This is a genomic window from Pontibacillus sp. HMF3514 (genome assembly GCF_009858175.1).
In the GTDB taxonomy this organism is placed as follows: domain Bacteria; phylum Bacillota; class Bacilli; order Bacillales; family BH030062; genus Pontibacillus.
Genome location: NZ_CP047393.1, coordinates 2,017,640 through 2,041,519, shown reverse-complemented (window position 1 = coordinate 2,041,519; position 23,880 = coordinate 2,017,640). Strand labels below are relative to the sequence as shown.

Here is a 23,880-nt window from a genome sequence, read left to right as displayed (position 1 = left end):
CCTTATAATTGTAAAATCGAGAGCACACCTTTTGTAATGGGTTTTATTACTACTGTTACTCCTTTAAGTGGGGTGGTCACATTACCATTCATTTGTAGAAAAATGCTAAAGGAAAGTGCTATAATATAAAAGCCTAAACTAAAGAAGCCTTCCTTAAAGAATCTTTCTCGAAAAATAGATGAGAGATCGATCCAAGCTATTATGATAATCGAAATGATTAAAAGAAAAAGCATGAAGTATGACTCCTTTTACTTTTCTTTGAATGAATCTGTTATTGTACCCGTACGTTTGATTTTTGATTGAACATTAACTTTAATATCAGCTTCAGGAAATAGATCATCCCATTGTCCTTTAATTTTTACCCAATCCTTATTCTGTGTTCTATGCAATAGTTCCCCAAACCCCACAATATCACTTTGCAAATCTTTCTGAATTGCCTCGATGGTTAGATTAGCTGTATTAGTGATCTCTTTATTTAAATCATTTTCTAATTTCTTTAATGTTTTAGGATTGGAGAGCTTCATATCACAATCGCTTTGTGCTATGTTAGCTTGAGCCTTAATATCAACAGTAAAGGTGGGTTTTCCATCTTTTAATTTTCCTTTAATTTTTTTATCTGTACTTATTATTTCAAAGGAAGTGTATTTGCTATCTTCATTACAAGGTATCATTTCTGTAGAATTCTTTACTTTACCTGTTAAGTAATTAAATCCTTTACTTTCTTTATGATCTAGCCATCCAATTAATTGGTCACCTTTCATAGCACCTATATGATCTACTAATATTTTGGCAGGTGAATCGATTTTTTCTACGTTACCAATTGAATTTCCTATATCGGTATTTCCTTGAATATAAATCCCTGTCAGAAATGGTTGTTGTCCTTCTAGCAATAAATCTGATGTAAACTTTTGAATTTTAACTGTTCTCGTCTGAGCTAAATACCTTTCACTACTTTCAATCGTTGCATACATTTTACTTGCTGGTATCTTTTCAAGTGGTGTTAATATATTTAGCATTTGTTTTGCGGAAAAGCCTTTTGCAATAGCTAAGTAAAAATCTGTTCGTAGTTCATGATCGCGAACTAAAAAGTCGATGTTGTCACTTATTCCGGTTTTTGCTAATTCCTCACTAAAAATCACAATTCGAGTATGTGACATATACACCTTTCTTGGAGTAACTTCTATCAAGTTCCTTATTGCATCAAATAAGGATACTCCTGAAGCAGAATAAGTTGAGACAGCTGTTCTCGTTGTAAGTTGTTTAGCGGCTACTTCTGCTGGGTTAATAATTTGAACGGTGACCTCATAACCTTCTTCAGCCTTATCTATACCAATACCAGTAACAATTGCCAGATTATCAAGCTCTTTTTTGCTCCAACAGCCAGTTAAAGCAATTAATAGCAGAGATAGAACAGTTATTTTCTTCATTAAGCGATTTATCAATTTGAATCAATCCTTTACTGATTGATTTTCAGTCTTTCTTCTCGATGGTTTAGGTGCTTCTGTATCCTCACGATCTACATCTTGTTGGTTGATTAGGCGAGGGCGTGAGAATAGTCCCCAATGGGGAAAACGAAGCATGGCGTCCTTTTGGTCCTTAGGGACAAAAGGTGCCATAGGTGTTAGGTAAGGGACACCAAAAGACCTTAGACTTGTTAAATGTAGAATCATAATAATTAGTCCTATTAAGATTCCAAACAATCCAAAGGTAGCTGCTAAAATCATAAAGCCAAAACGTAACATGCGAATAGAAATAGCCATATTAAAGCTTGGGGATACAAAGCTTGAAATAGCAGTTAAGGATACAACAATGACCATGGCTGAGGATACTAATCCTGCCTCAACAGCAGCTTGGCCTAGTACCAATGCCCCAACAATGGATATTGCAGACCCAACAGCTCTTGGCATACGTATCCCTGCTTCTCTTAATATCTCAAATGTAATCTCCATAATCAGCGCTTCAACAAGAGCTGGAAATGGAACACCTTCTCGCTGAGAAGATAAGCTTATAAGTAAATCAGTTGGAATCATCTCTTGGTGAAACGTTGTTAAAGCTATATAAGCTGAGGGCGTAAGCAAAGAAAGAAAGAATGCCAAATACCGAATTAATCGAATGAACGTTGCAAAATCTGCTCGTTGATAGTAATCTTCACTTGCTTGAAAGAACTGTATAAACAGGGCTGGCACAAGGAGAACAAAAGGGGTCCCATCTACAAGTATGGCAACTCTTCCCTCTAACAGTCCTGCAGCGATAATGTCTGGTCTCTCAGAATTGTAGACAGTTGGAAAAGGGGTATAGGTTTTATCTTGTATAAACTCTTCAATATAACCACTGTCTAATATGGCATCTGTATTAATTTTGTCTAAACGTCTATAGACTTCTTTAACAATTTTAGGGTCAGCGATTCCATTAATATACGCAATCGAAATATCTGTTTTCGTCCTTTTACCTATAGCTTTGGTTTTAATCCATAGGTTAGGGTCCTTGATCTTTCTTCGAAGCAAAGCCGTATTGGTCCTGATCGTTTCGGTGAAACCATCTTTAGGACCACGTACTGAAGTTTGGGAGGAAGGCTCTTCGACACCACGTTGTTTCCATCCCTTTGTATCCACAGCAAAAGCTTTGTCATACCCATCGATTAAGATAACAGTATCTCCACACAAAATATGATCATAGAGCTCATTTACAGTGGTAAACTCATTCATTTCTCCAGCAGTTAATGAGTGTTCTTTTAAGATTTGAAAAGAATCCTCTTTAGATGAAAGTTCAACATTAGCTTTTCTGATATCGATCATTAAAGTTCTTAAAATGAAATCTTGTATGAAACTTTTATCCACTAATCCATCCGTATAAATAAGAGCCATCGATAATGAGCCGTCATAACTAGCGTGAAAGGGACGATAGATAATATCATTACTATCTCCCAGTGTTTGTTTTACATCTTGGATTGTTTGTTGAAGTGAGGCGTTTAAATTTTGAGATGGGATATTGGATTGCTTGTTTACAGGCTGCTTTTTAAATAGATTAGATAATTTAAACATCTCTACACCTCAATACGTTGAATTACTCTTATCAGTTTGAACTATTCATAGAAAATCATACCTATGGACTAGGTTTATTCTGATTTTCATAAAGGTTGGCCATGTATTGAGTAAACCACTTAGCAAATAAACCGAAAAGATTGTAATAAATGATTGAATAAATGAGTTTCCACGAACCGAGTTCATAATAGCCTAACCATATAAATAATGGTTCTCCGATCAATGCAATAATCAGTGACAGAATAAAATTAGCAATTAGAAAAGATTTAAAAGATTGATACCTTTGATAAATGAGCATCATCAAAATAGGGACGATCGTAAAGTCTGGTGTAAATAAAGGTGGGAAAAAGGGAAAAAGCTTAATTGGATATCCCCACCAAAGGAGATCAGTGCCTATATTATCTAAAATGAGATTTCCCAACATTATGATCAATCCATAAAACAAAATGGGAAGTGCATTGTTTCGATTTAGCACCTTCCACCATGCAAACCAAGGAAGAAAGCATAAGATAATAAGCAACCACCACTCCCAGGAAAACACGATATTTGATTCCCATCTTACCTCAATCATTTCAAATAACTTTAATCGTTCTTGTTGAATATCATTGAAAGAAGGTACCTGCATATTGGCATTCTCCTTACTTGTAAATGACGTCTGTTTAGTATGGATTAAATCATTAATTTTTACTCGGTAAGAATGTTTTCAATCGTAAAACTGTTGAAAGTATGTAGTAATAGTGCAACGTCTCTTGTACTTCTTAAAATAATGGATAATTGTCAAGTTACTTATAAAAACTACGTTCAGGTTTTATAAATTTTCTATAGGGAAGAGGGAGAAAAGAAAATGAAAAAGGCTGGTGTAACAATGATTTTGGATAATGTAAAAATCTATCAACCTTATGAAGGATATAAAGCAAATAACATCTATCATATAGAAGTTCATGAAGGAAGAATTGTAGGAATACATAAAGGGAGATATTCGTCATCAAATGACCAAGTAATAGATGTGAACGGAAAAACCATAATGGCTGGATATAATGATTCTCATATGCATTTATTAAGATTTGGATTGTTAAAGAAAGAGTTAGATTTAACCCAAGTAACAAGTTGGAAAGAAATGAAGGAAGAAGTTGAGAAGCATTACCCTGAAATTGAAGAGGAAGAGTGGATTTTTGGAAAAGGCTTTAATGATGGGCAATTTACAGATATTGATCATCTTTTAACAGCCGAAGATCTAGATGAAATCAATGTGAATAAATACATGTATTTCATGCATCAAGACGGTCATGAATGTGTTATTAGTAAAAAGCTTCTGAATAAGTTGGAAGAAGAAGAACGATTCCATAAAGAACCAGAAGATTTTAAAGAAAGGGACCAAAATGGTGAACTAACAGGGCGTTTCAAAGATACTGCAGTTCATTATATCAACCACCATTTATGGGAACGTTCATTACAAGAAGCAACTGAAGCGCTAGAGACTGCGATGCCACATTTACTTAAGTACGGTGTAACGTCTGTTCATACGGATGATCGAAGCTTCATAGGATCTTATAAGAGTTTATGGAAAGCTTATACGGAAGCGGAGAAAAGAGGAAATCTGCCAATTCAAGCTCACCTTCACCATTACATTTTTGATAGACAAGATCTTGAGTCGTTTATTGACTCTTTTGATAAACGTACAGGGGATGGAACGGATCGGGTTAAGGTTGGAGCAATCAAAATCTTCTTAGATGGTACACAACGACTTCATACAGCAGCTATGAGGCAACCATATCCTGATCAACCAGATTCAACAGGAAACCTTATCTATACACAAGAGCAATTGAATGACATGGTTTCCTTAGCATCCCAAAATGGTATGCAGGTTGCCATGCACGCCTTAGGTGATCGTGCTGTAGAATCAGCTTTAACTGCCCTTGAGCAATATGAAGCAAATACAGAAAAATTGCGTCACCGAATTATTCACGCACAAACAATGGGAGAAGATTTACTAAAACGCACTTCAAAAGTAGGAGCTTATATTGAAACACAGCCTTCCTTTTTAATGGGGGAGTGGAATGAGAAAGATCAATGGGTACCGGAAACGTTACTTCCTTATTGTGATGCTTTCCATAAGATGATTGATCATGATATCCCAATTACGTTGAGTTCAGACGCACCCATAGGTTCTCTTGATCCAATCACATCAGTTTTTGCAGCAGTTAATCGAACAAATACAGACCATGAGCCAAAAGGAGGGTGGATGCAACAAGAGCGTCTTTCAAAAGATCAATCCTTCTATGGTTTTGGTGTGACACCAGCTGAGTTAGAGTTTCAGGAAAAGAAAAAAGGAAAAATACAAGTAGGTCATGTGGCTGATTTTGTACTTCTGAACAACCATCCTGAAACGGTGAAAAATCATGAACTGCTAAATTTAATGGTTGAAGAAACGTGGATTCAGGGAGAGTGTGTGTTTTCTAGAGAATAATGAAAATGGCTTTTCAGAAGGAGATTACTTCTGTATGTAGAAAGGTTTAGATGAGAGTCACGCTAAACTTAAAGGAGTCATTTTTATATGAAATTTATTTTTGCACGTCATTGTAAAGCAACGGGTCAAGAACGAGAAGCGGAGTTAACAAAGGAAGGTTTACAACAAGCAGATGAATTGTCACGGTATTTAGAGAAATATCCGGTTCATGTTACACGAATACTTTCTAGTCCATTTACAAGAGCCAAACAAAGTATTAGATCCTTTTCGGAGTCTAAGGGAATTGAAATTGAGGTTGATGAGCCTCTTGGTGAAAGAAGCCTAAGCAGTAAACCCTTAGATGATTGGTTAGAGATTCTAGAGAATTCATTTACAGTGTTAGACCAAAAAGTCCGTGACGGTGAATCATCAAAAGAAGCGATGGAAAGAGCGGCTTCACTACTTCACGAGCTTATGGATAGTGATGAAGATGATGAAACGGTTTTGTTAATGACGCACGGTAACCTTTTAGCGCTTATACTAAAATACTTTGATGATGCTTATGGATTTGAAGAATGGAAGAGTTTAACCAACCCAGATTTATTTTTGGCTGTGAGGGAAGGTAAGGAATGGGCTGTGAAACGGATGTATGAAGAATAATAAAATCCTACTGCTTATTAATGGCAGTAGGATTTTAATCTATAAATACAAGTTTGCCAGAAAAATACCTAAACTCTCTTGATAGATTTCATCGAATTGAGTTAGAGGAAGAGGGCTTACCCCTTCACCTAGCTCTACGGTGTAACCAGGACGACGCCATTCTTGTATGAACCAATCCTTATAACCTGCGTAGCTATCTACATACTGTATGGGTGTATAACCACTAACACGTGCAAATTCTTGTACAATTGTTTCTGCTTCCGGAGGTTCTAAGCCTTCGAATCCCCAGTAAATGACTTCACCTTGAGTATGAAAAGCAAGAGCTCTAAAAAAGTTACTGTTTCTGGTTAATTGAGCCATTGCTTTAGACTCCGGTTCAGATAGAGGTTCAGGACCCGGATAATTCGCTGGAGCAGGGGCTTGCTCTTTCCGTTCTTTTTCTATTTCCCACTTAGCTGGGAATTGATTGTTTAAATCAACACCGTTTATGTTGGCTTTCCAACCATTAAAATTTGTGCTGCCATTGTTGATCTCAAAAACATTACTTTGAAAAGGTTCCTCATTAGGTGGGCCATTTATAACGAGGTTTACCCCATCTGGATTAACCATCGGTACAACTGACAACATTTTAGAATTATAATAGGGGAGCATGTCGAGACCTCTAATGGATGTTTGATTTGTTAGAGAAAGTAGGTAATCATTTAAAAATGTCATGATAATGGAAGTTGTAATCCATTCATTTGCATGGAAGGAACCATCTACATGTACAGTCTCATTCCCTCTTCCAACTTTGATTTCAGGGATCGATTTTCCCATAACAGATTCACCGATTGATCGTTGGAAAATAAAAGGATACACCATAACCAATCTATTGATATCTGTAACCATAGACTCATACGTATAATTGTTTTTCCCATTTACGATTCTCCAAGTAACACGTAACGGAACCCGAATTGTTTGTCCTACTTGCAGAAAGTTAGGATTGACCATTGGGTTTAAGAGAAATACTGAGTCTAAAGGTATGTTTCTAGAATAAGCAATGGACCAAAAAGAATCTCCAGACTGGATAGTATAATCTTCAGCAACATAACCAGGGATATTAATCGTTTCGCCAATATAAAGATAACGATCGGCTGCGTTTGGGTTTGAATCCAATATAAGAGGGAGTCTTATGCTAAATAATTGACTGTAATACCAGAAGGAATCACCATTTCGAACAGTTACCTGCAACAATTTCATCTCCCTTCTCATTATCCACTTTTATATATATGAAATAGGTGATTTCATCATGCTGAAAGCTTTAACATACAAAGGAGGTCAAGCAAATGAAATGGGACCAGCATTATGGATATAATCGGATGATACAAAAAGATAAGCTTACAATTGGATTAAACATACCTATTGAAAACCATGGAAAACAGAAGCCGACTATGAATCACCAAGTAAAACGTGCTCAATTAGCCGAAGAATTAGGCTTCACAGCGCTTTGGTTTCAGGACGTACTCCTAGAGGATCCAACGTTTGATGACCCAGCAACAGGTCAGATTTTTGATAGTCATATTTATTTAACCTATATAGGGAGTCATACGACAAAAATTAATTTAGGAACAGCTGCATCCGTTCTCTCATTAAGACATCCTTTACGTTTAGCTAAGGAAGCGGCGAGTATAGAAAACTTATTTCCTGAACGTTTTATGCTTGGGTTATCATCAGGGGATCGAAGACGTGATTTTTCAGCTTTAAATATACCGATTTTGGAACGTGGGGAACTTTTTCGTGAGTCTTTAGCATACTTCAAGAAAGTGTTAAATAGTGAGTATGAGGATTATACATCTAGTTTAGGATCACTTGAGAATGTAAACCTTGTACCGAAGCCAACTTCAGATATTCCTATATTTATTACAGGGTACGCTCAGCAAACATTAGATTATGTAGCAGCCCATGGAGATGGCTTTATGTTTTATCCACAGAATTTAGAAAATCAAGAAGCATTAATTCGTGAATATCAGACGAAGGCCAAAATGTATGACCCTAAACAATATAAGCCTTTTTTTCAGCCTATTGTAATGGATCTTCATGAGAATCCCGATCATGAACCGGAAAAAATAAAATTAGGATACCGACTTGGTAGGAAAGCTCTTATTGAATGGTTAAGACAACATGAAGAAATAGGTGTGAATCATGTGATGATTTCACTAGCGCATAGTACAAGAGATGCTGAAGAAGTTATGAAAGAAATAGGAGAAGAGGTTATTCCTCATTTTCCACCGCATCATTCATGAATCAAAAATAGACCTCTCAAGTTAGAGAGGTCTAAGTGAATCATCGAGTAATTTTAGCTTCCCGTTTTTGAAAGTCGACATCTTTGTAATAGGTGTTCTTCACAAGAAGGTTTGGCCCAAGACATTTTACTGCAGGACAATGACAATTCAAACTATTAGCAAGGGAGCTATCTTTCCAACGTTTATAAGCTTCAGGCAAGGAAGTGTCTTGTATATTTCCTAAAGAAGGTTCATCTCCAAAGTCTGTAACAATGATTTCTCCATCAAAAATATTTACATTTAACCTTGAGCGTCCATCTGGATCATTTCGTACCGTTACATTCTTTTCTTGGAATAAGCGCTTTTGCAATTTAAGGTCTTTTTCATTCGTGCTACAAGGGTAAAAAGGTAACGTACCAAAAAGCATCCACATATTTGGGTCTCTGTGATCTAATATTCGATTAATTGCTTCATTCATTTCCTCAAGAGACAATGTTTCTAAATGACTTGCAAAATCGGCAGGATACATTGGATGGATTTCATGACGAGAACATCCCATTTCTTTGACATGGTCATGTATAGTCTCTAAATATGGGAATGTACGTTTATTCAACATGGTTTCAGCAGAGACCATAACTCCTTCAGCAGTGAGTCGCTGTGAATTCTCCACCATTCTATGAAAATAACTTTCTCTAATATTCTCTGATGGTTTCCGTTCCATTCTTGCAAAACCTGTAGAAGTGAATTCTTCTAAAGTACCCCAGTTATGAGATATATGTAATACGTCTAAGTAAGGAATGATGGGCTTATAGCGATCATAGGGTAAGGTTAGATTGGAGTTAATTTGTGTTCGTGCTCCTCGCTCATGTGCGTACTTAAGAAGCGGTACTACATAATTATCAACAGATTTTTTCGATAGAACTGGTTCTCCTCCAGTAATACTAAGGGCTCTTAAATGTGGAATTTCATCCAATCTTTTAATAATAAGTTCTATTGGTAGAGCATCTGGATCTTTCTGCTGAAGCATATACCCAACTGCACAATGGGCACATCGCATATTACATAAAGTAGTTGTTGTAAATTCAACATTAGATAAGGTCATTTCACCGTGTTCTTCTACATCCAAGTAAGCTTCCCAAGGGTCATGTTGGGGAGTTATTGGTTTCATTTTAAGACTATTACTCAAGTAAATCACTCTTTCTTTTCATTAAACATAGGTTAACAACTTCTTATTTTAACATACCAAGGGTTGAATAGCGGGTGAATATAGAACATCAAGATGAATAATGCTTATTAATAGCGGGTATCGTGATAGGTGGAATTGATATCAAATCACACTAGGAGGAATGAAAATGGCAAATTTACAAGGGAAAACCGCTATTATTACCGGAGCAAGTAGTGGTATTGGACAATCAATTGCAGAACATTTAGCTCAAGAAGGAGCGAATGTAGTCTTAGCTGCTCGAAGAAAAGAGCGTTTAGAGGAATTGGCTGAATCGATTCAAAAGGATCATTCTGTTGAAACGAAAGTCGTTGAAACGGATGTTACCAACCAAAAAGACATGGAAAACTTAGTGAAAGTAACGAAAGAAAGCTTTTCCTCAGTAGATATTCTTGTTAATAACGCAGGTGTAATGCTTCTTTCATTCCTAAAGAACGACAAAGTAGAGGAATGGGAGAAAATGGTGGATGTGAACTTGAAGGGAGTACTTTTTGGTATCCACTCTGTTCTACCAACCATGCTGGAGCAGGATACAGGTCATGTCATTAACGTATCTTCAGTTGCTGGACATGAAGTATTCCCAACAAGTTCAGTATATAGTGCCACAAAATATGCAGTACGTGCTCTATCCATGGGGATGGAAAAAGAGCTTTCTAAAACTGGTGTACGTGTAACAAACATTTCACCTGGTGCTGTTTCAACTGAATTACCTGAGCATATTACAGATGAAGAAGTAATTAGTATGTTTGAGGATCGCAAAGGTAGAGTTACTTTAGAGGCGGATGACATCGCTCGTTCTGTCGTTTATGCGGTTACACAACCTGAGTACGTGAATGTGAACGAAGTTATGGTAAGACCATTACAAAAGAAAAGCGAATAAGTACTTTGATTAGAAAAGGGATGCCCATTTTTGAGCATCCCTTTTTACATAAGTTTACTTGATTTCAAAGGTCTTAAAACCTTTAATTTGATCAAAATTTGTTATATCTATATCTGACACTTTAGCATATGGGCTTGGCCCATGCTTTAAGGCTTCTAAGAAAGCATCAATTTGTTTTTCTTCACCTTCTGCCTCAACTTCTACGGTTCCATCTTGCCTATTTTGAACCCAACCATTTACGTTAAATTCTTTCGCCTTCTGTTTAGCAGAAAATCGGAAGCCTACACCTTGAACCCGGCCATGTATAATTAAATGAACATGCTTCATGATTTCACCTCATCTCTGAGTCTGTACTCTTATCCTATATAACAGTAACCGCAGATGAAAGAGGTTAAACAAAGAAATATTACATTCACCCTTCAAAAGGTTGATCTGTAAAAATCTCATTATACGCATCTTGTGCAGCTTCTTCAGAAGAAAATAGGGCATCTTCATCTTCTATTAAGTGGTAAGTTTCATGTAAAAATAAAGCAACTTCCTCTGGATTGTGAGGGTGCTGCACGATTTCAGCCTGTTTAATATTTGCAACCGTAGGTGTATGTGGATTTCTATATATGACGAAAACCTCATCACCAGCTCTTACTTCTTTTGGGTCAATCATATTATCCATGTAAAGCATCCTTTCCATACAATTTGCCATTAGCTTATGTATAATTGAGTAAAGTAACCGTACATACATATGTTAAAATATGCTAAGGAAGTTGTGGGAAATTACGATAAAAGGGTGTTTCTATGCCAGATTGGTCTTATCATCCGTTATTTAAACCATGGTTGTTTACATATATCTATGGGGTAATTTATGCTAAGTACTTCTTAAGTAAAGGCACTAAATTGAAAGGATGAAATAATACGAGATGAACTCTTATGTGTTTGTTTATGGTACGTTACGAAGTGGTCAGCCAAATGCTTATCTTCTTAAGGAAGCAAAACTTAGATATCAGAATGCTTGGACGTATGGGATTTTATATTCAACAGATCAATATTATCCTATTCTGATCCAGTCATCTACAGATAAAGTTTATGGGGATGTATATGAGGTTACGTCTACACAATTAGGGTTACTTGATGAACTAGAAGGGTATCATGGTGCTAATAAAGCCAATTTGTATAATCGATATAAACAGTGTATTTATACAGCAGAAGAGAGATCCGATTATAAATGGTGATTGGACCACGTACAACTGCACTCCGTAGTGATGCATCCTTAAATTAAATAGAACTAGCTTTACATCAATAGCTAAGAAGCAGTCTTAATCGGCTGCTTTTTTTATTGAATTATTTAAATAAAATACACATGAACCGTGATATAAACATAATAAAATTATGGTAAACTAAAATACTTTACAACCCACTCATACTTAGTAGTAACTCCGAACACTAAATTAAAAGAACGTTAAGTTCATAAGGATATTCCACTTTTAGATTTTAATCAATACCGATTTATAATTCATTGAACCTGTTTTCAATTTTCATCGCTAAATTTGAAGCTGTTTCATTATGCTGCTCACGAACTATATCCTTTGCTCGAGATTTATTAACCACTCTTATCTTACCATTATCTTGTAGTTTTTGAATCTCAATATAAAAAGGGTTGGCGTTTGGTCGATCAATTGTGCCAGTTAAAATTCTTAAGTAATCCCGAGTACCTCGAGTTAGTTCTGAATCACTCCAAGAGATCTTACCATCATACATGTCTTCATTGTACACCTCAGCAAAATGCATAGCTTCTATAACAGCTTCTACAGCAGAACTATAAGCATTCGGTGAACTAACAAACGTATTTAACATTCCATCTACAACCATGGGCCGGTATACGGTATCATTCATAGCATAGTCCATATTTTTACACCTCACTGAATTTACACAATTTAATTGTAGTTTGTCCGTATCAACCAACTTTATTCGAAAAGAAATGGAGGAGAGATATGATCGAGGTTAATGATGTCACAAAGAAGTTTTCAAATGGTAAAGGGATATTTGGTGTCTGTTTTTAGCGAGCAAGTATTATGAAATGTTGTTCATTGTAATCGTGGGGATTTATCCCATTATGATGACTAACCAGTTATTGGTTCATTATGTGGATCAGGGCTCTATGGCTTATTTTTTATCAACTCCTTACTCACGACTACAAATATCAATCATACAAGCAAGTGTATTTTTAACAGGACTTTTACTGATCATGATATGTACGGTCATAGCAGGTATTATAGGAAGTACAATTTTTCTATCAGCAGATCATCAACTGAATATCAGTCAGTTTATATCTGTTAATGTAGTGGGATTTTTATTGTTTTTTGTAGTAGGTGGTTATTGTTACTTAATTTCCTCTTGGTTAAATGATGAAAAGCGTGCCCTTGGATTAGCTACTATTGTTACAATCATCTTTTACGGTCTTGATTTTATAGGGAAAATGAGTGAGCAAGTTGAGTGGTTACGGAACTTATCCATTTTTTCTCTATTTCGTGCTGGTGAATTATTCCGAGCTACTAGTTTTGATTTTGGACACTCGTTTCTTTTATTAATAATTGGATTTGTAGGATTCTTGTTATCTAGTTTTATCTTTGTTAAAAGAGATTTATCTTTATAAGGATTGCAATGCTCATATCTTCATAGTAGTATATAGAAAAAATAGGAAGTCAGAGATTATAACTCTCGCTTTTTTACAAGATAAGAATTTTTCTTTATCTTTAGAAGGGAGATGGTGAGATGGAAGGAGATAAAAAATATCATCGTGCCTTTGGGGTTTATGGCATATGTATAAATGAAGGGAATCTGCTCGTTATTGAGAAAAATCGTGGGCCATACAACAACCGCTTTGACCTTCCAGGTGGTAGTTTAGAGGAAGGGGAAAGTTTAGTTGCCGCACTCCATCGAGAGTTTAAAGAAGAAACAGGCGCTTCCATTCATGTGAAAAACCTCATAGGAACTAGTGATTTTATTGTCCAGTGGGATTGGGATCCCTACACACATGTTCATCACATTGCTGTTTTCTATCATGTAGATGTAGTAGGTGCATTTGATCAAAATCCTTTCCAATTTGAGGGACAAGACTCCATTGGTGTTAGGTGGATAAAGCAAAACCAGATTTCAGAAGAAACCGCTTCACCACTAGTTTTAAAGGCTATGAAATGGGTGTACTCTAATGAATTTGATTTCAATGTAGAGGTTTATAATGATTGGATTATAAAGAATTGAATTGCCCATGAATAACAACGTATTTGCTATTTATATACTCATACCTCTCGTAGCATTTATTTTAACTGAAACGTCATGCCATATCTGAACAAAACTTTTATTAAAATAGATCGTATAGGAGTGTTTATGCATGAGTGATTTTGTCTCATTAACTATTATGATAATACTACTCATTATATCTATTGCTATGATTAATATAGGAATCATACTTTCTAAAAGTCTAAAAGCTCAAAAAGATCTTGAAAAAGCCTTATACCGTTTAATAGAACTTAAAAAAGAAAAACAACGACCTTGTAGAGCTGACAAAAATTCATTCCATATGTAAATCCTGTAATTTTTTCTGACACCAAATAACGCACCTCTTACTATTGTAAGTAATGCTAAATGTGGGATCTTTTCTAAAAGTAAAAAAAGAGCTCAGGCCTTAGCCCAAGCTCTTTTGTAATAATGTTTAACCTGCCGCTTTTTCTTCTTTTCCACTTTCATCATCCCAAGCTTCTGTATCTTCAATACCAAGCTTTTTCGGGTTGAAGACTGGATCTTTTCCTTCTTTACGTTGCATTTCATAGTCCTTCAGTACATTGAAGGCAACTTTACCTAACAATCCAATTGCTATTAGGTTGATTACAGTCATAAGAGCCATGAACAAGTCCGCCATTTTCCAAACAAGCGCAAGGCTAGAAATTGAACCAATAAATACGAACGCCATTGTAGCAATTCGGAAAATAAGTAAAGCGGTTTTACTTTTTTTAATGAACTCAATGTTTGTTTCTCCATAGTAGTAAGAGCCTATAATTGAGCTGAATGCGAATAATAGAATCGCAATCGAGATAAATACTGAAGCCCATCCACCAATGTGAGAATCAAGAGAGTTTTGCAGTAATTCGATACCAGATACTTCACCTGTTCGGAATACAGGAGCAAGTAAAATAATGAATGCTGTAGCAGAACAAACTAAGATTGTATCTACAAATACACCTAAAGATTGTATAAGTCCTTGCTTAGCCGGGTGAGTTGTTGTTGCAGTAGCAGCTGCGTTAGGTGCACTACCCATACCAGCTTCGTTAGAGAATAACCCACGTTTTACACCGTTCATGATCGCAGCACCAATAGCACCACCAACCGCTTGTTCAAAACCGAATGCATGTCCAACAATTAAACCAATGATAGAAGGTAATTCTGCAAAATTAATGACTAAAACAACCATTGCAATTAATATATAAAGTACTGCCATTATAGGTACGATTACACTGGATAGGTTAGCAATACGGTGTACACCACCGAAAATAACTATACCAGTAACAACTGTAATAATAGAACCCATAACAACACGGTTCATTCCGAAAGCGTTTTCAAAAGCTAAAGCAATTGTGTTACTTTGTACGGAGTTAAATATTAGTCCGAATGTTATTGCGATTAACACTGCGAAAATAATACCTAACCATCTAGCTTTAAGACCTTTTTCTATATAATACGCAGGCCCGCCACGGTAAGCTTTAGAATCTTTAATTTTGTACACCTGTGCTAAAGTACTCTCAATAAATGCTGTAGCTCCACCTAGTAATGCTACAATCCACATCCAGAAAACTGCACCTGGACCACCTAATGTAATTGCAACTGCCACACCTGCTAAGTTACCAGTACCGATACGAGTAGCTGCACCCACACAAAATGATTTAAATGGTGATATGTTTTTCTTTCCGTCTTTAAATGCTGGTTTCTCGGCTAAAACTCTTACCATTTCTCCTAAAAATCTAAACTGAACGAAACGGGAGGCAATTGTGAAATAAATCCCAATCCCAAGTAGACCTGCAATTAGCACGTACCCCCATAGAATCCCATTCCAAAAATCAATAATTCCTCCTAAAAACTCTTCCATACCTTTGTCGCCCCTCTTCCTCTTTGATGATTTATATTATTCTGAAAATTCTAGCTAAATATTATTATACATTTAATAACCTAAGCGTCAACAAATTTCGACATATTCCAATTAAATTCTAATATATTGAATTATTTAGAAAGGCGGTGAAAACACAGGAATTCAAGTAAACTGAAATAAGGGGCTGTAGGGAGTTATATTAGATTCCAATGTAGAAACCATCATCTTGAAGTATGAACGAAAGGTTGAAGCAAAGGTCATTAACAAACCAGGATATCCTCGTATATGGTATAAATTATTTCAAACTGAAGATGGCTTAAACCAGATTGAAAAAGAATGTCCAATTGATTCAAATGGGGAGGAAGTACCTTGAAATAAAGACTAATCAACTTACTGATTCGTTAATTGAAGATCTTATGGAGGTATCTCAAATTCATGTCTTCAGCAATAGGGCGCTTTTCTGAATAAGGGAAGTTTTTTTATTATCTTAATCGTAAAGCACTGTTATGAAAAAGGAAATATACAACTTTTTGTGGAATAGTTTAGTAAGAAAAATAAAATTAAAAGTGAGGACTCATATGAAGCAATTAACATTCCATGAGTTACAGAGCTATCTGGAACTAAAATATAAAGAAGGACGTACTTCATCTGCATTGTTTATGAAACTAGTAGAAGAAATTGGGGAGGTAGCAGAAGTACTAAACCAGTTAGAAGGTCGGAAGGAAACTTCAGGGGATAGTTCTTTAGAAAAAGAGTTAGTTGATGTTATACATTACGCAGTGGCCATTGCGAGCAAAAATGATATTAATTTAACAAAAGCAATTATTAAAAAGGATAAGCAAGCTGCAATAAAATATAATCAATCTCCAAATTTAGAAGAATTTTTAGTAGTGCAAAATAAAAAGCATTAAGATAAAAAATAGAAAATAGTTCACTATTTAACAAACCGATGCCTATTGCACAAAGTCATAAGTAAATTATCTCTAATTCAAATTTTCAAGATTAGGACGTAATATAATGGACCCATAAATCTAGACACGAAATAAGGAGATGTTAAGGTAGGTTTATGGGTAGAAGAAAAAGATATACATCAGAATTTAAATCCAAAATCGTGCTAGAAATCTTAAAAGAAGAGAAATCCATTTCCGAGATCTCTTCTGAACATGGAATTCATGTGAATCAACTACGCCAATGGCGGAAAGCAGCACTGGAACAAATGCCACAAATCTTTGAGACCAATAATAAGAAAGTGGATCAGATGAAAGAGGAGTATGAAAACCAAATTGAGAACCTATACGCCGAAGTAGGTCGTTTAACCACGCAGTTGTCGTGGCTTAAAAAAAAATCTGGCATTAAAGACTAGAGCTGAACGAGTCTCCATGATCGATTGGGAAGGCTCTGACCTCTCCATTAAAGCGCAAGCAGAATTACTCAGCTTAAATCGAACCAGTCTTTATTATAAGCCTGTGGAGCCTTCACCTGAGGAGTTGATGATTAAGCATAAGATTGATGAAATCTACACTAAATATCCGTTTTTTGGATCCAGGCGAATCAAGGAGTTTCTTAAAAACGAAAAGATTTTCGTTAATCGAAAAACTGTGCAAGGTCATATGCGAGAAATGGGTATCGCTGGTATTTCACCTGGTCCAAACCTCAGTAAAAGGAATCAGCAGCATCGCATTTATCCTTATTTACTCAGAGGTCTGGCCATCACGCACCCCAATCACGTTTGGGGGATTGATATTACCTATATTCGATTAGAGAAAAACTGGATGTATTTAGTCGCAATCATAGACTGGTATTCTCGGTATGTAATCAGTTGGGAACTGGATCAAACACTTGAAATGGACTTTGTATTAGAAACTGTTAATAGGGCGCTATCTAATCATCAACCGATTATTTTAAACAGCGATCAGGGAAGCCATTTTACGAGCCCGCAATATACAGATTTACTTAAGGAAAACGATATTAAAATCAGTATGGATGGGAAAGGGCGAGCCCTTGATAATATTATTACTGAGCGACTCTGGCGAACAGTCAAGTATGAAGAAGTCTATTTAAAAGATTATACGAGCCCGAGAGAAGCCCGCAATGAGATTAATAGTTTTTTACATTTTTACAACCAAGAACGCCCTCACCAATCTTTAGGCTATCAACCCCCTGCCACTGTTTTTAGCCAATCTTAGGAGAGTCCTCCTCTCGTAAGAATCTATGATAGACATGAATCATCAAAGGTGGAATAATACAATAAACCCCAGAACTCTCCTAGGTTCGTGTCATAGAAGTATTACCCCACCTTAAAAATTCAAATTCCGTGTCTTGACGAAAGGGTCCACCTTATAATTCTTTAGTAAGTAATTGCACTTTTGAAGAATATATATCAGTAAGTGTTACAACTGATATGCAAGAACTAGTAAATGCAATTGTTGATAGCCAAAAAATATATAGAAAAATATTAGATATAGAAGTCATAACTAAAGGAGACGCTTACTTTCTCACGAAAAATAGTGGTAATGTGATGGTGCTTTATCAAAAGAATAATGGTCTAGCTAAAAGGTTTGAACTTATAAACCACAGATCTACACAAAACAAAACCGCTGGAGCTGCTCAAGATATAAGTGCTTTTTTTGGTGAAATGATTAGAGAGGAAAGCATTGATAGTAGTAACTTTGGTGAGGTATCAATCAAACTTAACACTGATATAAAACAAAAAGTGATTAAGTTGAAAGAATTAAATTCATTATGGGTAAGTTCGGTTAAGGACAATGTATTTGGTGTAACGAAAAAACAAGATAATTTAATCTTTAACACACAGCAGTTTCGAGAACATTACGGTGAAAACAGTTTATCGGATGAGTTTTGGGTGAATTTTATTATGGATATTGAAAGTAATACTCAAAAATACTTACAAGATAGCGATTTATCGATATTAAGAATGTCTTATTCAAATAACAAGCAATAGTTAAAGATTATTCCTAGATATCTCAACTTCAAATCTTCAACAATCGGGCGCTTTCCTGAATAAGGAAAGTCCTTTTTATTATGTCATGATCGAATAATAGAGCAGGTTCTTAACTGGACATTTGCGCTCTTACTTAATGATCAGAATTACTGGTTCTTATACAAATGGATAATCTTATTAAAATTAAGTGGGTTTTCACCCAAACCCTGAACATGCAAATGGTCATGAAGTGAATCTTTATTGATTTTCCAGTTTAAAGTGAAAATGTTATCAGTATCATTTTCTTTAATATCATATCCGATTAATATTCTTTCAGTCCATGTTTGAGTACCTGTTGAGATTAACCAAAATAAAACAGTTTGTGTGTTTTCAGCTTTAACATTAAATGTGATTTCGTCTGTTCCTTTTGGTATCTGCACCCAAATACCGTTTTTAGGATAGTTTGTTTCTATACTTTTAATATCTGGATTAGGGGGACTTACATTAAAAATTGATTGGTATGCCATTAGAATGTGTAAAGCAATGATCACCTTTAATAACACTTTTTTCACCTCTTTTCTTAGTATTTTCATGATTGGAATTGATATGTGCTAAAAGTATTAGGAAAAAAGCAGCTTTTAAAAAACCATTGGGGTATCCCAATGGTTTTAATAGATTAATGTTGTTTGTCAAAGGCTAACTTTAATCCAAATCCAATTAATACAACACCAGTTGTTTTATCCATAATTCTTTGTACTTTTTGAGACATGAGCCAATTACGTAAATAGTTAATGAAAAAGACATAAAGAAAAAACCAAGTAATAGATAAAATTGTATATGTAACACCCATTACAATTAGCTGTTGAGTCGCATTTTTACCTGATTTTACAAATTGGGGTAAAAAGGTTAGGAAGAACATAGCCACTTTTGGGTTTAGTACATTTGAGAAGAGACCTTGTTTAAGAGCTGAAGTTTTCTCTTCTGAATTTGAGTGATCTTGAGTACTTTCATCCTTCTTTTTACTAGATATAAAGGATGTTAATCCTAAGTAAATCAAGTAGATCGCACCAATGTATTTTATAATTTCAAATGCCAAGGCCGACTGCATTAAAATAGCTGAAAGCCCAAAAGCAGCAGCAAAGGTATGAACCAATGAGCCTATTGTAATACCTAAAGCCATTTTATATCCATTTTTTCTTCCATCTGAAATGGTCCTTTTAGTAATTAGTGCTGTATCAATACCAGGGCTCATAACAACAAATAACGAAAGTACTAAAAAAGTAAAAAAATCATTCATTTTCCTCCACCCTTACTGGTCTGTTAAATTTGTTTAATCTATTCTAACATGAGTTCGTTTTACTGTTTATTTAAATTTTAAATATGAGCAATTATAAAAAGATGGTAAATTTTTCAATAATTCGTAACAAAACAAACCCTCTTTTCGTCAAATCTAGAAAAGGGGGCATTTAGCTTGAAAAATTTATATGTACTAATATTGGGCGCTTTATTACTGTTTTTAGTTGCCTGTAGTAGTGGGAACAGTGAGCAAGAATCAAGTGATACTGGATCGTCGGAAAACAAGATATCAATGGAGACTTCAAAGTCAGAAGGAAAAAGAAGTAGACCTGCACCACCTAATGGTGAGGATTATGATGATATGTTCTTTGAAGACTATGGCACAAATCCTTTTGTTTCTACAGAAGATGATACGTTATCTACTTTTGCTATGGATGTTGATACAGGGTCGTATTCTGTTACTCGGAACTATATTAAAAGAGGGGAGCTTCCGCCAGATGAGGCTGTACGAGTAGAAGAGTTTGTGAATTATTTCGGGTCCAACTTACAAGCGCCTGCAAATGATACATTTGCGATAGGGGTAGACGGGGGGAAGTCTCCGTTTGGTGAGGGTTATCATTTGCTACGTATTAGTATGAAAGGAAAAGAAATTAAAGTTGAGGACCGAAAAAATGCAAATTTAACCTTCGTAATTGATGTATCCGGTTCTATGAATCATGAGAACCGTTTAGGATTAGTGAAAAAAAGCTTGAGGATGCTGGTAGATGAACTACAACCACAAGATAAAGTCGGAATCGTTACTTATGGATCACAGGGTCGAGTGGTATTACAACCAACTAGTATAGATAAAAAAGATAGAATTATTCATGCCATCGAAGAGCTACAACCTGAGGGTTCTACCAATGCAGAAGAAGGACTCACATTAGGGTATGGATTAGCGAGAGAGTATTTTACAGAGGGATCCATAAATAGAGTCGTATTAGCTTCTGATGGTGTTGCCAATGTTGGAAAAACTGGACATAAAGAAATATTGAATGAAATTAAAGAATACGCACAGGAAGATATCACATTAAGCACCTTAGGTTTTGGGATGGGAAATTATAATGATGTATTAATGGAACAACTAGCCAATAACGGTGATGGGAACTATGCATACATTGATAGTTTCTCAGAAGCAAGAAGAGTTTTTATGGAGCAGCTAACTGGAACCCTCCAAACGATTGCAAAAGATGCAAAAATTCAAGTTGAATTTGATCCAAAGAAAGTCGATCGATATCGACTGTTAGGGTTTGAGAACCGTGATGTAAAAGACGAGGATTTTAAAGATAATTCTGTTGATGGAGGAGAAGTTGGAGCTGGTCATTCCGTCACTGCCCTTTATGAGGTGAAATTAAATGAAAGTACAAATGACCTGGGTAAAATAAGTTTAAGGTTTTTTAGTGAAGAAAAGCAAGAAGTAGAAGAAATGCAAAAAACACTATCATTTTCTGAAGACGACAATCCCTCGAAGAATTTAATGTTTTTAGCGTCCGTTGCTGAATTTGCAGAAATCATGGGTGAAAGTTATTGGGCTAAAGAAAGTAGCTTGGAATCGGTATTAGAGCTTGCTCAATCATCTGCACAAAATGAAGAGCAATTTGCTTTTGTAGAGCTTGTAAAAGATGCCATTGCAATAAAGCCATAATCGATTTAGTCCAAAAATAAGTAAAAGCCCCACACCAAAGTGTATAAGTTATGGTGGGGGGCTTTTTGTTGTGCCGGTTTTTTATTGTGCGCCCATAAAAGATCCACCAATTTTAACAGCAGCATGTTCACTAAATTTCCGTGTGCGACGCAAGTATTGATCAGTAGTTACAGATGACTCGTGATCCAATAAGTCTTGTATAGCTTTCAAGTCTGCGCCTTTAGATAAATAATAAGCAGCTGTATAGTGGCGGCATGTATGAGGCGTGATTCGGAAACGGACAGATTTTCCACTATCAGCAAATTGCTTCTCCATTTCAATACGTCTTTTAATGAAGGGAAATTGATCCTGAAGATTTTCAATTTGCTTTGTGAACTCATTACTTAAATATTTAAAGTTGTAATGATCCCCATTAGGTTTAGGAAAGAGTGGGGTGTTTTGACCATTTAGTTCACCAGAAAAACCACGTCGCATACGAAATTCTTGTAAAACCTCTAACACCTCATTAAATAATGGGACCTCACGCAGTTTATCTCGTTTTCCAACTACAGAAACAAAATACAAGTTTGCTTCTGGTTGATAAGTAATTGAAGACCACCTTGCTGAACACAACTCCTGAATTCTTAAGCCTGTAGAGACGAGTGTAAATAAAAGCGTGTACATGTACCAATCATGCTTTTTAAAATACTGTAGCAGCGCTTGAACTTCTTCCTCATAGAAATCACGATTCACAAGCTGATCCTTCTGGAGCGAGATTCGCTTCATGCTTTTCGTTAAATCTTCTTCTACCATTCCATACTTATATAAGAATTGTAGAAACTGTTGAACGACTGTACTTTTTCGGCGTAATGTCGTGGACTTATACCCTCGTTGTTCTATCTCTAGTTGATATTGCGTTACTAGTTCAGGGTGGATCTCTCGAACAGATTCATACCACTGATGGATGTAGGTGAAAAATTGATTCACTTCACGAAAATACTCTTTTAAAGTAGATTTCTTTCGTTTGGTTCCAATGGAAGGTTCATCGTGCAAAAACAAATACAATAGTAATTCATCTGAAGCTCTTGACCAATCGACATTCCGAAAACCTTGTTGGACAATCGATAAATATGTATCCTTTGAAAACCAGTTTATTTCATTGTCTTGTTGGATAATAGGTTGAACGATTTCACTCATCAAATTCTCCTTATCTATCATTTACAATACCAAAACATTCTAGAACAACCATATCATATCTAGTATAATAATACCTAGAAAAATTGATCATTATTCTATATTCAATAACAAATATATAAAATATAAATCACTATATATGTATTTTATTAAATGTAAGTTAGGAGAAGGCGTTTTATGTATTACTCAATTGAGCAAATTTGTAAAAAACTACATAAAAATGAGCGACAAATTCGTTACATGGTAAATCAAGGGCATTTGAAGCCTGTTAATCCTGATACGTACCGAAGGGATGGAGGCTATCGTTTTTCACAAGAAGAAATGGAGCGCGTCGAACAAACGTTAGAACTACCAGGGTTGTCAGTAAAAGAAGCAGCACAAGAGTTAGAGATCACACCTCAATACTTACTCCAATTCGTTTCGAATGGAGATGTAGAAAGTGAAGTGAAATGGATTGGTCAGAAGAAAAGGCGCTATTTCCAAAAAGAAGAAATTCGACGATTTAAAGATCAATTAAAAGAAGATCGTCAGACAAATCGAATGGGTGAATATGGGCGAAGGGTCAAACTCATTTCGCGAGAAGTTCGTATTTTTGAAGAATGCCTTTATGACGGCGATGAAGCTCGTGTGATTAGTCTTGAGCCTCTAAAAATTATGACGGCTAGAGGAGAAATTATAGAATTGGATGATGTTGGAATAAAATCAGAGTCATGGCCTGAAAAACCTTACATTCGTCATAAAGGATATACTGAATTCGAGATACCTATCCCACGACATCCTCAACATCCTGTTTACAAAGTTTTATATAAACTAATAGAAGAATTAGGTATTATGAACATCCAGATCTATGAAACTTTTTTTGGTGATTATTTTGTTCGTTGTCGTCTTGGTTCATTACCTGCAACAAATGAAGAGTATAAACTGTTATTAAAATATCTCTCAAATGGCGAGATCACTTATAAGAATGAGATGATTCATCTAGAATCAAACGAAATCACCAAATCCTTAACAATTCCAAAAGATCTATGGCAGGATATCGAACAAATTTCCGAAAGAGAAAATGATTCAATCCATCAAACCGTAACAAAAGCCTTAAGAAATTATATAAATTTGCAGGATTTGTGACACTCCTTATATAAACA

Annotated in this window: 27 protein-coding genes; 14 read left to right on the top strand and 13 right to left on the bottom strand. The window is 35.6% G+C overall.

Going from position 1 to position 23,880, the window contains the following annotated elements:
- Positions 1-2: 2 nt before the first annotated feature.
- From GS400_RS10485 to GS400_RS10470, 4 genes are all read right to left on the bottom strand, one after another.
- Positions 3-233, bottom strand: coding sequence for a hypothetical protein (locus tag GS400_RS10485; protein WP_160101528.1), 231 nt, complete (start codon positions 231-233; stop codon positions 3-5).
- A gap of 15 nt (positions 234-248) precedes the next feature.
- The gene (locus GS400_RS10480) at positions 249-1,427 is read right to left on the bottom strand and encodes a Ger(x)C family spore germination protein (protein WP_160101527.1); all 1,179 of its coding nucleotides are present in this window, start codon (positions 1,425-1,427) and stop codon (positions 249-251) included.
- 21 nt (positions 1,428-1,448) lie between these two features.
- Positions 1,449-3,041 (bottom strand): spore germination protein, encoded by a 1,593-nt coding sequence (locus GS400_RS10475; protein ID WP_160101525.1) that lies wholly within the window; start codon positions 3,039-3,041, stop codon positions 1,449-1,451.
- Positions 3,042-3,102: 61 nt separating this feature from the next.
- On the bottom strand, positions 3,103-3,666 hold the full coding sequence (locus GS400_RS10470; RefSeq protein WP_160101523.1) for a CBO0543 family protein: 564 nt from the start codon (positions 3,664-3,666) through the stop codon (positions 3,103-3,105).
- 219 nt (positions 3,667-3,885) lie between these two features.
- On the opposite strand from GS400_RS10470, the gene GS400_RS10465 reads away from it, so the two are divergent.
- Both GS400_RS10465 and GS400_RS10460 read left to right on the top strand, forming a co-directional pair.
- Positions 3,886-5,508, top strand: a complete 1,623-nt coding sequence (locus GS400_RS10465; protein ID WP_236560876.1) for an amidohydrolase — start codon at positions 3,886-3,888, stop codon at positions 5,506-5,508.
- 87 nt (positions 5,509-5,595) lie between these two features.
- Entirely contained in the window at positions 5,596-6,147 is a 552-nt protein-coding gene (locus GS400_RS10460; RefSeq protein ID WP_160101521.1) for a histidine phosphatase family protein, read from the top strand.
- A gap of 39 nt (positions 6,148-6,186) precedes the next feature.
- Here the strand turns inward: GS400_RS10460 and GS400_RS10455 are convergent, their stop codons facing one another.
- A complete protein-coding gene (locus GS400_RS10455; protein WP_160104587.1) occupies positions 6,187-7,377 on the bottom strand; it encodes a M14 family metallopeptidase in 1,191 nt (396 codons plus the stop codon).
- Positions 7,378-7,472: 95 nt separating this feature from the next.
- Between GS400_RS10455 and GS400_RS10450 the strand changes: the two genes are divergently transcribed.
- On the top strand, positions 7,473-8,429 hold the full coding sequence (locus GS400_RS10450) for a TIGR03571 family LLM class oxidoreductase (protein ID WP_160101519.1): 957 nt from the start codon (positions 7,473-7,475) through the stop codon (positions 8,427-8,429).
- Between the two features lie 40 nt (positions 8,430-8,469).
- Here GS400_RS10450 and yfkAB read toward each other — a convergent pair whose 3' ends face one another.
- Entirely contained in the window at positions 8,470-9,576 is a 1,107-nt protein-coding gene (gene yfkAB / locus GS400_RS10445; RefSeq protein WP_160104586.1) for a radical SAM/CxCxxxxC motif protein YfkAB, read from the bottom strand.
- A 184-nt stretch (positions 9,577-9,760) separates the two neighbouring features.
- Between yfkAB and GS400_RS10440 the strand changes: the two genes are divergently transcribed.
- Positions 9,761-10,510, top strand: a complete 750-nt coding sequence (locus GS400_RS10440; protein ID WP_160101517.1) for an SDR family oxidoreductase — start codon at positions 9,761-9,763, stop codon at positions 10,508-10,510.
- Positions 10,511-10,564: 54 nt separating this feature from the next.
- On the opposite strand, the gene GS400_RS10435 is transcribed toward GS400_RS10440, so the two are convergent.
- Positions 10,565-10,837, bottom strand: a complete 273-nt coding sequence (locus GS400_RS10435; RefSeq protein ID WP_201450097.1) for an acylphosphatase — start codon at positions 10,835-10,837, stop codon at positions 10,565-10,567.
- Between the two features lie 85 nt (positions 10,838-10,922).
- The gene (locus GS400_RS10430; RefSeq protein ID WP_160101515.1) at positions 10,923-11,180 is read right to left on the bottom strand and encodes a transcriptional regulator SplA domain-containing protein; all 258 of its coding nucleotides are present in this window, start codon (positions 11,178-11,180) and stop codon (positions 10,923-10,925) included.
- 244 nt (positions 11,181-11,424) lie between these two features.
- Here GS400_RS10430 and GS400_RS10425 point away from each other — a divergent pair, with 244 nt between their 5' ends.
- A complete protein-coding gene (locus tag GS400_RS10425) occupies positions 11,425-11,736 on the top strand; it encodes a gamma-glutamylcyclotransferase family protein (protein WP_160101513.1) in 312 nt (103 codons plus the stop codon).
- A gap of 274 nt (positions 11,737-12,010) precedes the next feature.
- On the opposite strand, the gene GS400_RS10420 is transcribed toward GS400_RS10425, so the two are convergent.
- Positions 12,011-12,409, bottom strand: a complete 399-nt coding sequence (locus GS400_RS10420) for a hypothetical protein (RefSeq protein ID WP_160101511.1) — start codon at positions 12,407-12,409, stop codon at positions 12,011-12,013.
- A gap of 172 nt (positions 12,410-12,581) precedes the next feature.
- Between GS400_RS10420 and GS400_RS10415 the strand changes: the two genes are divergently transcribed.
- The 3 genes from GS400_RS10415 to GS400_RS10405 all read left to right on the top strand — a co-directional run bounded on the left by GS400_RS10415 (position 12,582) and on the right by GS400_RS10405 (position 14,090).
- Positions 12,582-13,157 (top strand): ABC transporter permease subunit, encoded by a 576-nt coding sequence (locus GS400_RS10415; RefSeq protein ID WP_236560874.1) that lies wholly within the window; start codon positions 12,582-12,584, stop codon positions 13,155-13,157.
- A gap of 119 nt (positions 13,158-13,276) precedes the next feature.
- Positions 13,277-13,765, top strand: a complete 489-nt coding sequence (locus tag GS400_RS10410; RefSeq protein WP_160101507.1) for an NUDIX hydrolase — start codon at positions 13,277-13,279, stop codon at positions 13,763-13,765.
- A 130-nt stretch (positions 13,766-13,895) separates the two neighbouring features.
- Complete coding sequence (locus GS400_RS10405) at positions 13,896-14,090, top strand: hypothetical protein (protein ID WP_160101505.1); 195 nt, start codon at positions 13,896-13,898, stop codon at positions 14,088-14,090.
- A gap of 126 nt (positions 14,091-14,216) precedes the next feature.
- Here the strand turns inward: GS400_RS10405 and GS400_RS10400 are convergent, their stop codons facing one another.
- Positions 14,217-15,644, bottom strand: a complete 1,428-nt coding sequence (locus GS400_RS10400) for an alanine/glycine:cation symporter family protein (RefSeq protein ID WP_160101503.1) — start codon at positions 15,642-15,644, stop codon at positions 14,217-14,219.
- Between the two features lie 226 nt (positions 15,645-15,870).
- Between GS400_RS10400 and GS400_RS10395 the strand changes: the two genes are divergently transcribed.
- From GS400_RS10395 to GS400_RS10380, 4 genes are all read left to right on the top strand, one after another.
- A complete protein-coding gene (locus GS400_RS10395) occupies positions 15,871-16,017 on the top strand; it encodes a hypothetical protein (RefSeq protein ID WP_160101501.1) in 147 nt (48 codons plus the stop codon).
- A gap of 133 nt (positions 16,018-16,150) precedes the next feature.
- On the top strand, positions 16,151-16,555 hold the full coding sequence (locus GS400_RS10390) for a MazG nucleotide pyrophosphohydrolase domain-containing protein (RefSeq protein ID WP_236560872.1): 405 nt from the start codon (positions 16,151-16,153) through the stop codon (positions 16,553-16,555).
- A gap of 155 nt (positions 16,556-16,710) precedes the next feature.
- A protein-coding gene (locus GS400_RS10385; RefSeq protein ID WP_201450096.1) for an IS3 family transposase occupies positions 16,711-17,830 on the top strand; the annotation gives its coding sequence in 2 pieces (ribosomal slippage) (positions 16,711-16,982 and positions 16,981-17,830; 1,122 coding nt in all).
- Between the two features lie 215 nt (positions 17,831-18,045).
- On the top strand, positions 18,046-18,606 hold the full coding sequence (locus GS400_RS10380; protein ID WP_160101499.1) for a hypothetical protein: 561 nt from the start codon (positions 18,046-18,048) through the stop codon (positions 18,604-18,606).
- A gap of 146 nt (positions 18,607-18,752) precedes the next feature.
- Here the strand turns inward: GS400_RS10380 and GS400_RS10375 are convergent, their stop codons facing one another.
- Entirely contained in the window at positions 18,753-19,112 is a 360-nt protein-coding gene (locus GS400_RS10375; RefSeq protein ID WP_160101497.1) for a hypothetical protein, read from the bottom strand.
- Positions 19,113-19,261: 149 nt separating this feature from the next.
- Positions 19,262-19,882: a LysE family translocator gene (locus tag GS400_RS10370; protein ID WP_160101495.1), complete on the bottom strand. Its 621-nt coding sequence runs from the start codon at positions 19,880-19,882 to the stop codon at positions 19,262-19,264.
- Between the two features lie 174 nt (positions 19,883-20,056).
- On the opposite strand from GS400_RS10370, the gene GS400_RS10365 reads away from it, so the two are divergent.
- Positions 20,057-21,565 (top strand): vWA domain-containing protein, encoded by a 1,509-nt coding sequence (locus GS400_RS10365; protein ID WP_236560870.1) that lies wholly within the window; start codon positions 20,057-20,059, stop codon positions 21,563-21,565.
- A gap of 81 nt (positions 21,566-21,646) precedes the next feature.
- On the opposite strand, the gene GS400_RS10360 is transcribed toward GS400_RS10365, so the two are convergent.
- Complete coding sequence (locus GS400_RS10360; protein ID WP_160101493.1) at positions 21,647-22,741, bottom strand: tyrosine-type recombinase/integrase; 1,095 nt, start codon at positions 22,739-22,741, stop codon at positions 21,647-21,649.
- A gap of 174 nt (positions 22,742-22,915) precedes the next feature.
- On the opposite strand from GS400_RS10360, the gene GS400_RS10355 reads away from it, so the two are divergent.
- A complete protein-coding gene (locus GS400_RS10355; protein WP_160101491.1) occupies positions 22,916-23,863 on the top strand; it encodes a helix-turn-helix domain-containing protein in 948 nt (315 codons plus the stop codon).
- Positions 23,864-23,880 lie beyond the last annotated feature (17 nt).